This window comes from Paenibacillus peoriae KCTC 3763 (assembly GCF_000236805.1).
Classification (GTDB): Bacteria; Bacillota; Bacilli; order Paenibacillales; family Paenibacillaceae; genus Paenibacillus; species Paenibacillus peoriae.
On sequence record NZ_AGFX01000009.1, the window covers coordinates 160,475 to 176,629 of the forward strand.

Consider the following 16,155-nt stretch of genomic DNA (forward strand, 5'->3'; position numbering starts at 1 on the left):
ACTAAAATTTAAAAGCCCCTTGTGTATAGATGTTTCATTGCGTATAATGTGCTTATCAAGGTTGCAATTTAAATTGAGAAGGAGGGAGAATATTGAGTACAGCGTCTCGGGGTGTTTACATTGGTCCCCCTCGTCTAAAAATAGCGATTCAGGCCATTGTTTGGCTAGCCAAAAGTGGCAGCATGATAAGCAGTGCGTTGATAGCGAGACAAGTCGATTCGCATGCCACCTTTATTCGCAGAGTTATGCAGTCATTGAACAATGCCGGTATTGTTGAATCAAAAGGCGGACGGGAGGGTGGATATTTTTTAAGAAAATCTTCAGCAGAGATTACGATAGGCGATATATACGAAGCAATAAGTAGTATTTCGAATGATGTTGAAATTAATGTGGATTGCGGAGATGACGGAGAAAAGTTAGATGTTGAACAGTTAGATGTTGAACTTGAAAAGATTCTCCAGGAAGCCGAATTAAAGACAATTGAGTATTTGCGAAGTTACACGATTGCTCAATTAATGGATCGAGTCCAATTCTTTAAAGAACAATAAAGCTCGATAGCTAACACTAAGTTGCAGAATCATATGCAACTTTTTATTAGAATAAATTGTGCTTAAAAAAAGCACCAAAAAGAAAGAAGCATCAATTAATATTACTTTATTTGGTGTAAGGGGGTGATGACATTAAAAAAATAGTTATAGTTACAGATGCCCAGTATCGGGATAGCAATTTCAAGTAAATTACTTGCACGTGGGTTTACCAGTTTAGTTTTACGGAGTCGCCTGCCGGACAGAAAAATGCTCAGTCTTTCAGAAAAAGGCATCATATCGTTTTTGCGAAGAAAATGGCTAAGCGTCTGGAAGGTACGGATGTGAAGATCAACGGCTTGCACCCCGGACTGATCAAGTCGAGCTTGCTCAAGCAATTGCCGAGCTTTATACAGTTTAAGTTCGGGCAATATTTTAAAAGCGAGAAGAGTGAAAACGTCGCCTGGAGCAAATGATGAAGCGACAAATGAAAGTTTTTGGTCATTAAGCATGAAACTAGTTGGTTTACATGTCTAAAGAAGATGAAAATGAGGAGGACATCCATATGAAAAGAAAAATTGCAATCATTACAGGAGCGAATCGGGGCATCGGGTTTGAAATTGCCAAACAGCTAGGCAAGCTTGGTGTCACCGTCATCATGACGGCTCGCAAAGAAGATCAAGGAAGGGCTGCCTGCGACAAATTGAAGAAGGAAGGGCTTGACGTTCATTTTCACCAGCTTGAAATGACTAACGAGTCCAGTATCCACAAGTTGGCTGACGACATGCGGGAGCAATTCGGAGTCGTTGATATTCTGGTCAATAATGCAGGTATCAATATCGATGGTAATAAGGATACGACAAATATCGATTTGGATACAGTTCGAACTACGATGGAAACGAATGTGTACGGCCCGCTTCTCTTATCGCAAGTGCTCATACCTTTAATGCAAAGCAGTGCAGACGGCAGAATCGTCAATGTATCCAGCAGCATGGGAGCTTTAAATGAAGGTATGGGCGGGTATGGAGGGAATTTTGCATACAGTATGTCCAAAACTGCCCTGAACGCGCTTACGATAAAATTGGCAGGAGACATAAGTAGCAGCAGAATCACGGTAAATTCGATGTGTCCGGGATGGGTTCGTACCGATATGGGCACTGCCGCCGCTCCGAGATCGGTTGAGCAAGGGGCCGATACGGCTGTTTGGCTGACGACGGGCGATGTAGGAATGACCGGCAAGTTTTTTAGAGATCGCGAAGTGATCAGTTGGTAACAAAATAATCCCTTTTATACAGGTGATATCATTGATGAAAGCTTTAGTTCTGGGTCAACCGGGTCATCCCAAAACGCTTCGAATATCCGATATACCTATTGTCCATAAATAATAAAGTTTTAGACTGTACAGAATCGCTAAACTAACTGGGGATAGTTCAATAGTTTCACCAGAAATTTCCGGACTCCTTGTGAGAGAGTTCGGAAATTTCTGGTTCTTCCCAGTTTAACATGACTACTAGCCGTCTATCCTTGTAAGTGAGTCCTGGGGGAAGAGATGAAGGATGACGGAAAATGAGATATTTAATAGAGCTTTGAACTTAGGTCTGTACTTGCTATATCTGCATCAATCAGTATATTGGTTGTTTTTTAATTTTATTGAGTTCAAAATCTTATGGACAGACTGATTAGCAAATCTTAAAGCAAAAGAAAATATGTATTAAATACTTGACTCTCCTCATTAGGGGAGACATTAAACTCAATTTGTAAGCTAATCAATTAAAAGGAGGAAGTCAAAATGAACTTAATTATTAGAGACATTAAAAAAGAGGATATAGAGCCTGTTAAAGCAATTATTGCAGATACTTGGAACGCAAAGGATTTTATAGAGGATGAAGGCATAATAAATGCAGCAGTTACAATGATGTTTATAAATCCAATATTAAATAAAAGTACTTTTGGAAGAGTAGCTACATTAGATGGAGAAGTCATTGGTGTGATTTTTGGTTCAAAAGTTGGTGAAACAACAACTTATAGATTGCTACAAGAAGATTATACAAGTGAATTGCTACAACTCCTAAATCTAAATGACATAGAACGAAAAGTTTTTGTTGAACTCACCTCCATGACTAATGAGGCATACAGCAAGTTAATTAGAGGAAAAGAAAATGAGTTTCAGGGTTGCTTAGAATTTTTTGCTGTTTCTGAAGAAGCTAGAGGAAAAAAGATAGGGAAAAAATTATTTAATGAGCTCATCTCTTACTTAAGAGATACAAAAGCAAATAAAATTTATGTGTATACAGACACAATGAGTAACTATGGATTTTATGACCATAATGGATTTGTCCGTCTTGATGAAGAACTAACTGTATTTAATCTACCTATCGGTAAACTCGAAAATACTAATTTTATTTATGAATACAAACTTTAAGCTAAAAGTCAGTCTACCTCATTTATGGGGTGGACTTTAGGCTAATTTGAAATTGGGAGAAGTGATTATATTGATTAAAAACATCTGTTACTAAATAAAACATATAAACCTTATTACACGTCAAACTGTTTTTCTCCAAATATTCTTTTACCAACTGAAATGTTTCAATTTCAGTATCTCCCGTACAATTAACAGTTAAATATTCTCCCTTGGGTAATTTAGATACAGTAGAGGTATCTTTAAGCAATCTATAATCATCTGATGTTATTAGACGAAATACATCACTGATCTTCCAATTATCATAGTGACATGAATAAATTAATCCATACTGAAACGTATGGGCTGCAAATTCGTCTAACTTTTCATCTAACTTATCGAATGATTTTATCTCATTAAGTTCTCCACCTTGAGTAGGTAAACTTAAAAAGTATCTGTTTTCAAATGTCTGAATATTAAATCCATTGTTCATAAGTTCATCTTCAGATGAATGAATAGCAGCCCTTAATATTTCTATTCGTTTATTAAGTTCCTCTAATTTCTTTATTTCTTTATGAATTTCTTCATTTTTCTGCTCTAAGTAAAGTTTAAGGTAATTAGTATCGGCTTTAGCAAATAAGGCTTTAATTTCTTTAACACTTACATTGCTTTGCTTACAAATTTTTATAATATCCAGATAGATGAATTGATTAATTGTATAATAGCGATAACCGTTATCGGGATTAATGTATGCAGGTATTAACAAGCCAATATTATGATAATAACGTAAGGCTTTTATCGTAACATTTTTTAATCTAGAAACTTCCCCAATTGAAAAATATCTTTTGTTCTCCATAAATTCCTCCAATTAGTGTTTTGCAGGAGCGGCCTTTATACGGTCAAGTCATTCTATACCTCAAAGCACTTTCTTTTCGATACGTCGTCGGCAGAACCCCCGTTTCCTGTTTAAACGCCTTCGTAAAATAATTATAGTCGGATATGTGCAACTCGTTCATATCCAAGCTAAAAGCGCTTAATTCTTTGCTGATTTCAGACCATAATCGCTCGCGGTTTTCGGTTTGCAGGACCTGGCCAAACATGATATAGCCGATCACTAGATTGGTAATAATAACATCATCACCATCGAAGTAACTGGACAAGAAGGAATAAGGACGAAACTATAATTTAAGGCAGACCGGATGGCAGCTTTGGTGAGCAAGATGAAATCACAAGACAAGATATGACCGTAATGGCTTATCAAGCAATGCAAAAACAGTGGTTGCTAAATGCTCTATCTCCACATAAAAGATAAGAACAAAAATGGGGGAAATGTGCTCACAGCAATGCAATGGCATTAGTCTTTTAGGTAAACCCATTTATCCAGTCAGTATATTATCAAAATTGTAATCCACTTCTAATATTAGCTTTGTCAGACGTTCTTTAGGGTAGGAAAAATTGTTTTCAGCCCAATATTCAATAATAGAAATACAGCCCTGAAGATGATATTTAGCCATAAAAATCCACTCCTCGCTTATCTCCTTTTGATTCGTTTCATAATTCCATATTTCTATATATTTTTCTTCAAGAAAAGCAAGTACTCGGTCATGAAAACTTCGATTTCTATTTTTATCCAAAAAAATTCGTATTGTTCCCGGATTTTTGTAAACGTAATCAATCAATTTTGTAAACACATCTTCATAGGAGTGGGTAGGATCCCCAACTATAATTGCAGCAAGCTCATTAATAACATTACCTTCCATCTGTTCATACAAATCGTAGACATCTTTATAATGCGTGTAAAAAGTAGCTCTATGAATATCTGCCCGGTTTGTTAACTCTCGAACTGTAATGCTGTGCAATTCCTTTTCCATCAATAGTTCGGCAATAGCGTTCCAAAGCGCTTTTGTTGTCTTCTTGACCCTTCGATCATCTCTGTTCATAAATTCATCCTTCTCACATGAAAATAAAGTTATATTTATGTCATAAAAAAACGACGTTATGTCTATTATCATACAATAATATAGGAAACTCAATGATATCCGCTTGCTTTTTTGAAAATTGGCAAAGAATTTTAAGTATTTTATTTCTAGACGACATTAATAGTTATAAGTGTTGTTTTGGCGACATAGTTGAGTTGTATTGAATATAGAAAAGCGACTTGGTGTCTATTAAAATAAAATTTAGAAAAATACCAGAAGTTTATTTCTATACGGACAGCGGTTCTACTTATCAATTCTATCTATATCGTGGTTTTTTAATGGTTAAAGAGAAGATGAACGTAATAGCTTTTGCTCTTGATAAATAGATGCACCTGCCCTGTAATTCAAAAGCGGTCTAATCTATATTATTGAAGTAACAAATAAGGAGGATAAGAATGGCTATTTTTGCTGGGATAAGAGAATGTTTTGGTGCTGAAAAATTAAACACAGGGAGACAATTGGAATTAGACTTGGCCAAAGGTTTTGCAATCTTGTTTATGGTATGGACACATGTGTTTGACGAATTGTCGCCTGATTCCAAAGGAATTCTGGTCATGCTTGTCAGAAACATATTGGGAGGACCTTTTGCCGCGCCGGTTTTCATGATTTGCTTGGGTATTGGCGTCAGTTATTCCAGAAAAAATACACCAAAGGATTTACTTAGACGAGGATTTAATCTGCTGGGAATAGGACTCCTTTTAAATATCTTCCGTTATGTACTACCTGACCTTACAAAGTATGCATTAACAAATGAAAGCACCTATTTGTATCATACCTTTTCTTTATTTAGTGTCGATATATTGCAATTCGCAGGATTGGCTTTTCTCTTTCTTGCTTTGTTAAAAAAGCTGGAATTGAGAAACTCTGTCCTTCTGCTTATTGGCGCAATAGCATCCTTGTTGGGGATGATTTTACGCGGGGCATCTACAGGAGATTATGTTTTAGATCAGTTCACAGGTTTTATCTGGGGAACTGCCACAAGAAGCTACTTCCCATTTTTAAATTGGATTATATTCCCTGTTTTCGGGTTGGTCTTTGGCTGCTTTTTGAAGCATTGTAAGGATAAAAAGAATTTCTACTTACGTATGACACCGTTATGCTTCGGACTCGTCACTATTTATTTGATTTTAACTATCCGTTTCGGATTTATGTTTTCATCAGCTGGCTCGTATTTTTTTTTAGGACTACTAGATGCAGTGTTTTTTATTATGTTGGCTTTGGTTTTTTTTGGTCTTAATTACGCCATCACACAAATGCTCCCTGCAGTATCGTTCAAGCCGCTTATGAGATGGAGCAAGAATATAAATGCTATCTATTGCATTCACTGGTCACTAATAGGGGGTATCGGAATTTTCATGCAATTGCTGATTAAATCAAGCGCCTTAGCATTTTGGCAGGCAACATTAATTGCGGCACTTCTATTACTGATTTCTGATCAAATGGCCATATGGTATTTTGATAAGTTTAAACCGATTTTTATTAGAAAGCTATAGTAGGTTCATCGCGATGATAAATTGGTATTATCGTTGGACAACCAAGCTTGTTACGCTAATTCTGCTCATCAGCGTGACCGCTTGCCAAGCTACGGAATCAAAATAGATTTCACTCCGAGTTTCTCTGAGGATGGTTTTGAACTTGTTAACTGGATTGAGTAGCAGAATTGGTGTAAGCGCAATGTGGGCACGTTTGGAGGTTCGTATCTTGGATATTCTCAACTTGCTACGGCTGGTAAAGCTCCGAAAGCTCTCAAGTGCATCTTCCCGCGAAGGGTTCACTGGAGAAATCAGACCTGTAGGCATTATTCTAAACAGGAAATGAAAGTCAAGTTGGAGCGGGTATGGAAAGATGAATGGTCGTATGTAGTTGGAGGTAAACAAGGTTCTCTAGAAGTAGTAGCACCAGAAATGAAGGAAGTACGATGGGAACGGGATTATGATGAAGTAGATCATTTTAATGATGAACAGTTAAATCCACATTTTCAGTCACTAAGAATTCCTCTATCAAATAACATCATGTCTTTGACAGATAACCCAGGGAACTTACGACTTTATGGGAAAGAATCTTTGACATCTACACTTTGTTGGGCTCAAAAAATATCGGCAATACTGAATTAATCAAGACAGCCAGTCCCTATTATCAAATAACTGCCGATGCTCCACCGCTGTTTTTGGCCCACGGCGAAGATGATCAGACTGTACCAGCTATGCAAATCCATATAATGGAATCGAAAGCCAGAAAACTTATCGGAGATGAAAATGTCACCTCGCGCTATTTTGCACATGGTCCTCATGCAAGCAAAAGTGTATTTGACGCGAAACCGGTAATGGAAGCTGTCGAAGCGTTTATAACTAAGTTAGTCATTTTAGAGCTACTTTTTTTATGCCTCAACGATAACACGAAAGAAGATACATGAAATTTTGACTCAACTTGCATTTAAATATTTTGTAGTGCATAATGTGTTTATTCATATTGCAATTAAAACGAAAGGGGAAATCATATTGAGTATAGCGTCCCGTGGTGTTTACATCGGCCCTCCTCGTCTAAAGACAGCAATTCATGCCGTGGTTTGGCTGGCTAAAAGTGGTAGTATGATAAGTAGCGCGCTAATAGCGAGTCAAGTCGATTCACATGCTACCTTTATTCGAAGAGTGATGCAATCGTTGAATAGTGCCGGTATTGTAGAGTCAAAAGGTGGACGAGAAGGTGGATATTTTTTGAAAAAACCTTCGACAGAAATTACATTAGGCGATATATATGAAGCAATTAATAATGATCCTAACGATGTTAAAGGTAATGAGCAGGTTGGAGAACAGCTAAATGTAGAATGTGATCAGCCTGAAAAACGTTTAGATGGAGAACAGTTAGATGTTGAACTTGAACAGATTCTTCAGCAAGCTGAATTAAATACCATTGAGTATTTACGAAATTATACAATTGCTGAATTAATAGATCGAGTACAGTTCTTGTGAGAGCATTAAAATAGAATGGCTAATACTAAGTTGCAGAACCACATGCAACTTTTTATTGAAACTAATTGTGTTTTTTTATAATACAAAATAGCAATAGTTTTAGTTACTAAATCATCAGCAATATGAATTCTTTTGATTATTAAAGTAAAGATGACATATATGTTATAAGAAGTGACACCGGATTATTAAATTCATCATTAATGGAGGAATTGATATGGAGAAGAAACGTGCTGTAGTAATTGGTGCAACTGGACAAATTGGGAGAGCAGCGGTAGACATACTAGTGCGAGACGGTTGGGATGTCACAGCGGTTTCACGCAGTGGAGGGAAAGATGAAAACTGGCCCGATGAGGTAAAGATTGTGCGTGCTGATCGGAATAATGATGCAGAGTTTGCTGCCGCGATTGGCGACGGCTGCGACGTGGTAGTGGATGTAGTTGCTTACGGGGCTGCGCATGCACGACAATTGACCGCTATGGCAGATCGTATTGGATCAGCAGTGGTACTCTCAACGACAGTAGTATATGAAGATGATAAAGGAAGGAACTTCGATACGGCAAGGGAACCAGGTGGCTTTCCTCATTTGCCGGTTCCTATTCATGAGAGCCAGCGTACAGTGCAGCCTGGAGAGACGACTTACTCTACGGGTAAGATAGCATTGGAGCAGGAACTCCTTGCGGCAGGCGACCGTCTACCAATCACAGTGTTGCGTGCAGGTGCGGTATATGGACCATATAGCTCTTTCCCTTACGAGTTATACTTCGTCAAACGTAACCTGGACGGGCGACGGAAGCGAGTGCTTGATTTTGGTGGTGAGGGTCTGTTCCATCGGGTGAGCGTTCGTACTCTTGCGGAACTGATCCGGCTGGCGGCAAAGCGACCGGGTTCCAGGGTGCTCAATGCCTGTGATCCTGAGGTGCCAACCGTAGCTGAGATTGGAATGGCCATCGACGCCATCATGGATGTTGAAGCACCAGAGACTATCTTAATTGATGGGCCATCGACGGAGCCATACGTGGGTAAGACCTCTTGGATGATTGAGCATCCGGTGATCTGCGATATGGTTGCTGCTGAAAAGGAATTAGGTTATCGCCCGGTGGAAAATTACGATAAAAGCCTGCAGGAGATGGTAGAGTGGTTAGTAGAACAATTAGCTGGACGCGACTGGAAGGAAGCCTTTCCACTATTGGCTCAAACGCATCCGCATCTTTTCGACTATGTAGCTGAAGATGCATGGTTTACTAAAGCGTTGAAATGACATTGCAACTTTAAATAGATGAAACTGTAATTGCTAGAATAATGATTTTTACTAATTGATAGTTTTCGAAAGAACTACGACTCCATTTTAATATAAAAATAGAAAGGTGTGAAACGTATGAAATATAGAAAATTAGGTAAAAGTGATTTGGAAGTATCGGCTCTTGGATTTGGTTGCATGGGAATGTCGGAATTTTATAGCGGACGCGATGACAATGAATCGATCCGTACAATACACAGAGCGATTGAACTTGGCATAAATATGCTGGATACAGCAGATATGTACGGTCTTGGAAAAAATGAAGAACTTCTTGCAAAAGCATTGGAAGGGCGACGTAGTGAAGTGATCCTGTCCACCAAATTTGGTAATGTACGCAGTGAAGATGGTAAATTTCTGGGTTTAAACGGTCGGGCCGACTATGTAAAAGAAGCATGCGATGCCAGCCTTCATCGCTTGGGTACCGACTATATCGATTTGTACTACGTGCATCGGGTAGATCCTAATACTCCGATTGAAGAAACAGTTGGTGCAATGTCTGAATTGGTACGTGAGGGTAAAGTGCGATATATTGGATTATCTGAAGCGACCGAAGAAGAAATTCGACGCGCACAGGCGATACATCCGATTACAGCTTTGCAGTCGGAATACTCTCTTTGGTCTCGCGATGTAGAAGATGGTATTTTGGCGTTGTGTCGCGAACTTGAGATTGGTTTTGTTGCTTTTAGTCCATTGGGATACGGATTTCTAACAGGTCAAATTCAAAAACTAGAAGACTTGGCCGAAGACGATGTAAGACGACTCTCTCCTCGGTTCCAGGGGGATAATTTCAATAAAAATTTGGATCTTGTGCATCGTGTAAAAGAAATAGCAACAGAGAAAGAAATTACGCCATCCCAGTTGGCACTGGCCTGGTTGATGGCACAGAGAGATGACATCTTCCCGATTCCCGGAACCAAGCGTAGAAAATACTTGGAGGAGAATGTTGGCGCGGTTGACGTTGTCCTGACACCAGCAGATTTGAAGCGTATTGATGAAGTTGCTCCTAAAGGTGTTGCTTTTGGAGCTGGTCATTTAAGTATGGATGATGTTGATCTGTAAAGGATATCGTTGTTGCACTACTGTTCAAAATGATTGCGTTAGTTTCAATAGAAGGTATCAGACCATGATATGTGTTCTCAAAATTTTAGTTTATAAGAAAAAGGGTACCTGTATAAAAAGGTACCCTTTTTCTTTTTAATTTGAAAACAATGCATTCAGTCCCGAAATCACCGAAAGGTAGTGACCCGGCATGTTTGGGAGGATAGCAAGGAATGGGGCAGGAATAATCAACTCAGCAAATCCAGCAAACAGCTATACCGCAAACGAAAAGAGACGATTGAGCCAAGCTTTGCGGATGCTAAAGAGCTTCATGGGTTTCGCGGAATCCTAAAGTCAGGAAACAGGCCCTGATGACGGCAGCCGTACAGAACATGATTTAGTTAATGGATTTGAGAAATGATTGATACGATAATCTTTCTCCTCCGCTTGTTCACAAAACTCGTATTTCTTTTAGTTTGTTATTATTGATCTTAAACCTTGGTGTCATGATATTTTTATACATTGTGCACATAATATTAACTGATTTGAAATATAAAAGTAGTAAATCTGGAATATAGATCATTTCTCATTAGTCGATAGTAATGGTTAATGTTCGTCCTAGGCGTCTTAAAAAAACATATCTTTGAGTTTCCATCAAATGTTTACTTTCTTTAGGACCTATACGATAAATGAGAATCATCAAATAGATGATATTACCTTTATTCTGATGAATTCATTACAAAAGGAATTATGCCGGCGTTCCCACAATGTGATGATAAAGGAAAGTATGGTGAGCTTGAGTCCCCTTTTTCAAAGAACAAATGGGATCATAAAGGTATAGGAAACTGTTTCATAACCTATACCTAGACCTTTTAATTCTCTTTTTCTAAATTCATAATACCGAATAATTCTGAAGCTAATGTCTTAGAACTTGAAATACCTTTTAAATATTTAATAGGACCATCTATAGACCAATCAATCTTTTTCAAGCGTTTTACTGACTTGATAAATTCTTGATGGTCTATTTGTGTTGAGTTTTCTTTTTTACAGTTGAATAGCATTTAGGGTGCAGCCATTGCTAATGCATCCAGACATACGATGTGAGTAAGTTTGTATTCTTTATAGTTAATCCATTCATTAGGATATTCGTGGCGAATTAAATTGAAATATTCGAGAATAAGATCTAATTTCTCTTGTTTAGATAAATGTGAAACTTCAGAATCTTAAAAAAAATATTTTAACATGCGATAAAGATTCTGAAGAGTAATATGTCTTCCTTTACTACGCTTACCTGTGATGCTACCAATATGATAGAAAGGACTATCGTTAAGAGTCAACAACTCAGTAGACATCCAGCTTAATTCATCGTGTTCTCTTTTCAGAAATTTACTTAGAGAAGTTCCGAGCCCTTTGGCTTTTGTATTTATAGTATCAAAGAATTGGATTTCTTCATCGCCATCTAAATAGTGAAAACCATGAAGGGGACATTAATTTCTGATTGTCTTTCCTGCGTATAACGTTTAATCCCTCCCAGTCTATGCTGTCCGTCCATTACAGATGCTTTACTCTTGCAAAATAATCTTCCAAACATGGGTCTACTAGAGTCATACGCTGTAAATTCCCACAAGGCTTGTAGAATAAACCTAACATCCTAAGGAGCGGATCTCTACAATGCCAAAACAACGACGTACTTTTACAGCAGAGTTTAAGAAGCAAATGGTGCAATTATACGAGAATGGGAAGTCCAGAGCAGATCTGGTGGAGAATATGGTCTCACAGCCTCGGCTCTGGATCGCTGGATTAAGCAAGCTCAGACAACGGGCTCCTTCAAGGAGAAGGACAATCGTTCACCCGAAGAAAACGAGCTGATCGCCTTACGCAAAGAAAACCAGCACCTCAATTTAAAGTAAGCCGCGCTGATCATGGGACGAAAGTAGCTATCATCCAGAACAACCGTGATAAATACTCGGTATCAGCAATGTGTGATGTCCTGCAAATCGCAAGAAGTACATTCTACTAAGAATCCCAAGAACAGGCGAAGGAAGACGATGTCGCCAAAGCCGTTGTGGAGATTTTCCATAATTGGGGAATGAGATTCCTGCACATGGTAGGATATTTATGCAGTCTGCTTATTAAAGCGATTGCGGAATAGGAGATATTTTTAGAATAAATAGAGAAAAATACAATTCCTAAATTTGGAACCCTGATTGACTTGATAGGGGTAGTAACAGCATCGCTGAAACCACCCGCAAACATGTGTGAAAATATGTAATTTAAACAAAAGTAACCTTAACGGGTGCCCTCTCTCTTGGACAACACATCGGTCAACGCAGCTTCAGGCAAAATGCCGGAGCTGCTTTTTTGTGCGCCTTGCATTGGTGCCCCTTTTAAACCCGAAACATACAAGTTCCGAAAATAATTTTGTCTTTAGAACTTTGAAGTTTTTCATATGTTCATTGCCTACTTCTACGAGGGATTATACTGTCGGTGAAGGGGTTAGCATTGATCACAACTTCCATTGCGACTTGGGTTACAATATTCACGTCGGTAATATCTTCTATGCTGGATATAACTGTACCATATTAGATATGGCAGAGGTGCACATTGGTAATAACTGCATGATTGCATCGAATGTAGGAATTTATACGGCGAGTCATAATATTGAACCAAAAAACAGGAATAAAACGGGTTATGGAATACCCATCAAAATTGGTAACAATGTGTGGATCGGAGGGCACTGTGTCATTTTTCCAGGTGTATCAATAGGCGATAACTCCATTGTCGCAGCAGGTTCTGTTGTAACAAAAGATGTACCCGCAAACATGATAGTTGCGGGTAATCCAGCTAAGGTGCTCAGAACCATTACAGAAGAGTAATTTTATTGAGTAACATAAAGAAAAAGAGGGTAAGTTAAGTCTCAGAAATGTTTGGACGGTGTTTTTTTAATAAAGCTGGCTCTTGAGTTGCTAAACATGATAAAAATAGAAGTTGCAATAGCACTTTTGATCTCAGATAACGATGTTTTTTGAAGTAAACGTATTATTCTTTCCATCATTAAAATCATCATACAGAAAAGAAATTAGAAAAGCTGTTGATTAGGTATTTAAATCAACGGCTCTTTTTGTTGCATAGCGTGCTTTCTTTGATTGGATTTTTGATAGAACGTTAATTAATTATGAATTACAAATAAACGTTGACAATAAACATAGTTGTAACTTATATTATTACATGTACAAGATGTAACTGAAATTATTACATTATAGCAAAATAAAACAAAAGGAATGATAAAGATGACAAAAGTACTTTTTATTACAGCACACCCTCTAGAGGAGTCCACATCTTATAGCCTGGCTGTGGGTGAAGCATTTATCGAATCTTACAAGGAAGCTAATCCGGAAGATGAAATTGTGAACATTGATTTGTATAAAGAATATATTCCTCACATTGATGCGCATGTTTTTAGTGGCTGGGGAAAACTCCGCTCCGGAAGTGAATTTAATCAACTTTCAAGCGATGAGCAAGAGAAAGTAAAGCGTCTCGCAGAACTGTCTGACCAATTTATTGAAGCAGACAAATATATATTCGTTACTCCTTTCTGGAATTTTTCATATCCTCCAGTGATGAAAGCTTATATTGATGCTGTTTCTGTGGCGGGTAAATCTTTCCGTTACTCAGAACAGGGTCAACCCATTGGATTACTGACTGATAAAAAAGCAATTCATATTCAGGCACGGGGTGGTTTTTACTCCGAGAGTCCTGCGAATGAACTTGAAATGGGGCATCGTCACCTTCAAGTCATCATGAATTTCTTCGGTGTACCTTCATTCGAAGGTCTGTTTGTTGAAGGTCATAATAAAGCTAAGGACAAAGCACAAGAGATCAAAGAAAATGCCATTGCGAGAGCTAAAGTTCTTGCCAAAACATTCTAAAATATAGGATAGAAAGGTGAAACAACTATGAAGATTGCGATTATTGGAGCTAGCGGAAAAGCGGGAAATGTAATACTAGAGGAATCTATGGAACGTGGACATCAAGTAACTGCAATTGTTAGAAATGCAAGCAAGATTAAGAAAAGCGACGTTCAAATTCTCGAAAAAAGTGTATTCGACCTTAATACAGAAGATATTAAAGACTTTGATGTTGTCGTAAATGCATTTAAAGCTATCGAAGGTCAGGAACATCAGCATGTAGAAGCTGGAACAGTTCTTATAAAGGCTCTTCAAGGAACTATACAAACGAGACTAATTGTTGTGGGTGGTGCAGGGAGTCTGTTTGTAGATGAAGCTCAAACAACTCGTAAATTTGAGGCACCTGGTTTTCCGGAAGTATATTTACCAACGGCTGTTAATATGGCCAAAAATCTTAATGATCTTCAGCGATCCACTGGTATTCAATGGACGTATCTTAGTCCAGCAGGAATTTTTGATCCTGAGGGTCGGAAAACAGGGTCATACCAAAAAGGTGGAGATCGAGTAACCTTGAACATTCAAGGGGAGAGTTACATTAGCTATGCAGACTATGCCATCGCTTTGCTTGACGAAATCGAACACCCGGAACATGAAAACATGCGATATTCAGTTGTTGGAGAGCGTTAAGTTAGTTAAAGGAGTTGTGAATGATGAAAAATAACGAGCTTTCTCTTATTTATGTGTGGGATGCTTATTGTGGATGGTGTTATGGATTCTCGAAAAGCCTACGGACTTTTCTTCAAAACCACTTAGAATTACCGATCCAAGTGTTGTCTGCTGGTCTTTTTGTAGGTGATCGGAGTCAATCAATAGCAGCATATCCGCATATTCCCGAAGCAAATAAACGGATTGGACAGCTTACCGGTGCAGTGTTTGGTTCTTCCTATGATAAACTTTTGAATGAAGGTACATTTATTATGGATAGTGAGGCAGCAGCTATCGGATTTTCCGCTTTACGCTCTTTGGCCCCAGAACGAGTAGTGTACCTAGCGGCTGCAATGCAGCGAGCATTTTATTACGAGGGCAAAAGTCTTAGTGATTTAGAAACATACCAAGAAATAGCTAAACAATTTGATCTGGATGAACAGAGACTGATTGAACGGATTAAAACTCCAGAGACATTGGGTGAAGTCAAACAAGAATTTTTAATTGCCGCCAACCTTGGAGCAAGAAGTTACCCAACACTGTTCTTGAAAAAAGAGGATGGATTGTATAATCTCGGCGGTGGCGCTGTGACAGCTGAGAAGTTAGAAGAAAAATTTGCTGAATTAATCTAATTTAAAGTTACATGAAGAGAATTTCTCTAAGAAAAAGGTATCTTTCATTTTTCTACGTTAATCTGGATCAAGCGAATTTATTCCCTGCTTGGTCCAGTTTTTATATTGGATAGACTCCAATGGTTAAATACAGGTGTGCTCCCTGAACTATTACGACTCTCATTGTAACATTCTAAATACATGTTAGAATGTTATTACCGCATCCTTGGAATATCCATGTTAAATATTTTATAAGTAACTCAAATTATTCTTGTACCACTGGGGTGAAAAAATGTCCGTAAGTTCTCGGTTTTATATAGGTATACACATTTTGTCGTTGTTGGAGATTAATAAAGAAGGAAATAATTCATCTGAAATGATTGCAAACAGCGTAAATACACACCCTGTAATGATCCGTAAAATTATGGGGATGTTAAAAAAATCAGGATTGGTGAATGTAACTCATGGAAAAGCAGGGGCTAAACTCGCACAAAATCTAAGTGAAATAACATTATTCGATGTTTACAAAGCAGTGAATGCAGTGAATGACAATAACTTATTTAATATTCAAGAGAAACCAAACCCAGATTGTCCGGTTGGTAAAAACCTCCAAGTGACGATTGAACCTATTTTTTCATTGGCACAAAGAGCATTGGAAAAAGTACTTGAACAAGTAACTTTACAAGATATAGTGGCTGATCTAGATAGGGATTCACTTGATTAGCT

General features: G+C 38.1%; 18 protein-coding genes and 2 pseudogenes. 18 read left to right on the forward strand and 2 right to left on the reverse strand.

Annotation, left to right across the window (positions count from 1 at the left end; translation table 11 throughout):
• The first annotated feature begins 92 nt into the window (after positions 1–92).
• The 4 genes from KQI_RS0101780 (at position 93) to KQI_RS0101795 (ending at position 2,946) form a co-directional block, all read left to right on the forward strand.
• Positions 93–548, forward strand: a complete 456-nt coding sequence (locus KQI_RS0101780; protein ID WP_010344972.1) for an RrF2 family transcriptional regulator — start codon at positions 93–95, stop codon at positions 546–548.
• A gap of 293 nt (positions 549–841) precedes the next feature.
• The gene (locus KQI_RS28680; protein WP_010344973.1) at positions 842–1,000 is read left to right on the forward strand and encodes a hypothetical protein; all 159 of its coding nucleotides are present in this window, start codon (positions 842–844) and stop codon (positions 998–1,000) included.
• A gap of 89 nt (positions 1,001–1,089) precedes the next feature.
• The gene (locus KQI_RS0101790; RefSeq protein ID WP_010344974.1) at positions 1,090–1,797 is read left to right on the forward strand and encodes an SDR family oxidoreductase; all 708 of its coding nucleotides are present in this window, start codon (positions 1,090–1,092) and stop codon (positions 1,795–1,797) included.
• A gap of 516 nt (positions 1,798–2,313) precedes the next feature.
• Entirely contained in the window at positions 2,314–2,946 is a 633-nt protein-coding gene (locus tag KQI_RS0101795) for a GNAT family N-acetyltransferase (protein ID WP_010344975.1), read from the forward strand.
• Positions 2,947–2,968: 22 nt separating this feature from the next.
• Here KQI_RS0101795 and KQI_RS0101800 read toward each other — a convergent pair whose 3' ends face one another.
• Complete coding sequence (locus tag KQI_RS0101800) at positions 2,969–3,778, reverse strand: MerR family transcriptional regulator (RefSeq protein WP_010344976.1); 810 nt, start codon at positions 3,776–3,778, stop codon at positions 2,969–2,971.
• A 520-nt stretch (positions 3,779–4,298) separates the two neighbouring features.
• A complete protein-coding gene (locus KQI_RS0101810; RefSeq protein WP_010344978.1) occupies positions 4,299–4,862 on the reverse strand; it encodes a TetR/AcrR family transcriptional regulator in 564 nt (187 codons plus the stop codon).
• 434 nt (positions 4,863–5,296) lie between these two features.
• Between KQI_RS0101810 and KQI_RS0101815 the strand changes: the two genes are divergently transcribed.
• From KQI_RS0101815 to KQI_RS0101870, 14 genes and pseudogenes are all read left to right on the forward strand, one after another.
• Positions 5,297–6,394 carry an acyltransferase family protein gene (locus tag KQI_RS0101815; RefSeq protein ID WP_010344980.1) on the forward strand — a complete coding sequence of 366 codons (1,098 nt, stop codon included), beginning with the start codon at positions 5,297–5,299 and terminating at the stop codon, positions 6,392–6,394.
• Positions 6,395–6,568: 174 nt separating this feature from the next.
• Positions 6,569–6,658 (forward strand): annotated as a pseudogene (locus KQI_RS29740) (CocE/NonD family hydrolase); the annotation flags it as partial.
• Positions 6,659–6,727: 69 nt separating this feature from the next.
• The gene (locus KQI_RS29110; RefSeq protein WP_326118608.1) at positions 6,728–7,015 is read left to right on the forward strand and encodes a beta-xylosidase family glycoside hydrolase; all 288 of its coding nucleotides are present in this window, start codon (positions 6,728–6,730) and stop codon (positions 7,013–7,015) included.
• The gene (locus KQI_RS28685) at positions 6,979–7,314 is read left to right on the forward strand and encodes an alpha/beta hydrolase family protein (protein ID WP_010344982.1); all 336 of its coding nucleotides are present in this window, start codon (positions 6,979–6,981) and stop codon (positions 7,312–7,314) included. The genes KQI_RS29110 and KQI_RS28685 overlap by 37 nt, the downstream gene beginning before the upstream one ends.
• A gap of 85 nt (positions 7,315–7,399) precedes the next feature.
• Positions 7,400–7,870 carry an RrF2 family transcriptional regulator gene (locus KQI_RS0101830; RefSeq protein ID WP_029389991.1) on the forward strand — a complete coding sequence of 157 codons (471 nt, stop codon included), beginning with the start codon at positions 7,400–7,402 and terminating at the stop codon, positions 7,868–7,870.
• 214 nt (positions 7,871–8,084) lie between these two features.
• Complete coding sequence (locus tag KQI_RS0101835; RefSeq protein ID WP_010344984.1) at positions 8,085–9,128, forward strand: NAD-dependent epimerase/dehydratase family protein; 1,044 nt, start codon at positions 8,085–8,087, stop codon at positions 9,126–9,128.
• 117 nt (positions 9,129–9,245) lie between these two features.
• The gene (locus KQI_RS0101840; protein WP_010344985.1) at positions 9,246–10,226 is read left to right on the forward strand and encodes an aldo/keto reductase; all 981 of its coding nucleotides are present in this window, start codon (positions 9,246–9,248) and stop codon (positions 10,224–10,226) included.
• A 147-nt stretch (positions 10,227–10,373) separates the two neighbouring features.
• Positions 10,374–10,606: pseudogene (locus KQI_RS27620) on the forward strand (transposase); the annotation flags it as partial.
• Positions 10,607–11,876: 1,270 nt separating this feature from the next.
• Positions 11,877–12,074 (forward strand): hypothetical protein, encoded by a 198-nt coding sequence (locus KQI_RS26605; RefSeq protein WP_010344986.1) that lies wholly within the window; start codon positions 11,877–11,879, stop codon positions 12,072–12,074.
• A gap of 494 nt (positions 12,075–12,568) precedes the next feature.
• Positions 12,569–13,081 (forward strand): sugar O-acetyltransferase, encoded by a 513-nt coding sequence (locus KQI_RS0101850; protein WP_010344987.1) that lies wholly within the window; start codon positions 12,569–12,571, stop codon positions 13,079–13,081.
• A gap of 414 nt (positions 13,082–13,495) precedes the next feature.
• Positions 13,496–14,134, forward strand: a complete 639-nt coding sequence (locus tag KQI_RS0101855; protein ID WP_010344988.1) for an FMN-dependent NADH-azoreductase — start codon at positions 13,496–13,498, stop codon at positions 14,132–14,134.
• 27 nt (positions 14,135–14,161) lie between these two features.
• Positions 14,162–14,800 carry an NAD(P)-dependent oxidoreductase gene (locus KQI_RS0101860; protein WP_010344989.1) on the forward strand — a complete coding sequence of 213 codons (639 nt, stop codon included), beginning with the start codon at positions 14,162–14,164 and terminating at the stop codon, positions 14,798–14,800.
• A gap of 23 nt (positions 14,801–14,823) precedes the next feature.
• Complete coding sequence (locus KQI_RS0101865; protein WP_010344990.1) at positions 14,824–15,450, forward strand: DsbA family protein; 627 nt, start codon at positions 14,824–14,826, stop codon at positions 15,448–15,450.
• 271 nt (positions 15,451–15,721) lie between these two features.
• Positions 15,722–16,153: an Rrf2 family transcriptional regulator gene (locus KQI_RS0101870; protein ID WP_029389992.1), complete on the forward strand. Its 432-nt coding sequence runs from the start codon at positions 15,722–15,724 to the stop codon at positions 16,151–16,153.
• Positions 16,154–16,155 lie beyond the last annotated feature (2 nt).

Excerpts from the sequence above, each read along its gene's own strand:
- KQI_RS0101795 (WP_010344975.1), top strand. The coding sequence starts at position 2,314 with ATGAACTTAATTATTAGAGACATTAAAAAAGAGGATATAGAGCCTGTT.
- KQI_RS0101810 (WP_010344978.1), bottom strand. The coding sequence starts at position 4,862 with ATGAACAGAGATGATCGAAGGGTCAAGAAGACAACAAAAGCGCTTTGG.
- KQI_RS26605 (WP_010344986.1), top strand. The coding sequence starts at position 11,877 with ATGCCAAAACAACGACGTACTTTTACAGCAGAGTTTAAGAAGCAAATG.
- KQI_RS0101835 (WP_010344984.1), top strand. The coding sequence starts at position 8,085 with ATGGAGAAGAAACGTGCTGTAGTAATTGGTGCAACTGGACAAATTGGG.
- KQI_RS0101840 (WP_010344985.1), top strand. The coding sequence starts at position 9,246 with ATGAAATATAGAAAATTAGGTAAAAGTGATTTGGAAGTATCGGCTCTT.
- KQI_RS0101800 (WP_010344976.1), bottom strand. The coding sequence starts at position 3,778 with ATGGAGAACAAAAGATATTTTTCAATTGGGGAAGTTTCTAGATTAAAA.
- KQI_RS0101790 (WP_010344974.1), top strand. The coding sequence starts at position 1,090 with ATGAAAAGAAAAATTGCAATCATTACAGGAGCGAATCGGGGCATCGGG.
- KQI_RS0101865 (WP_010344990.1), top strand. The coding sequence starts at position 14,824 with ATGAAAAATAACGAGCTTTCTCTTATTTATGTGTGGGATGCTTATTGT.
- KQI_RS0101855 (WP_010344988.1), top strand. The coding sequence starts at position 13,496 with ATGACAAAAGTACTTTTTATTACAGCACACCCTCTAGAGGAGTCCACA.
- KQI_RS0101870 (WP_029389992.1), top strand. The coding sequence starts at position 15,722 with ATGTCCGTAAGTTCTCGGTTTTATATAGGTATACACATTTTGTCGTTG.
- KQI_RS28680 (WP_010344973.1), top strand. The coding sequence starts at position 842 with ATGGCTAAGCGTCTGGAAGGTACGGATGTGAAGATCAACGGCTTGCAC.
- KQI_RS0101815 (WP_010344980.1), top strand. The coding sequence starts at position 5,297 with ATGGCTATTTTTGCTGGGATAAGAGAATGTTTTGGTGCTGAAAAATTA.
- KQI_RS0101860 (WP_010344989.1), top strand. The coding sequence starts at position 14,162 with ATGAAGATTGCGATTATTGGAGCTAGCGGAAAAGCGGGAAATGTAATA.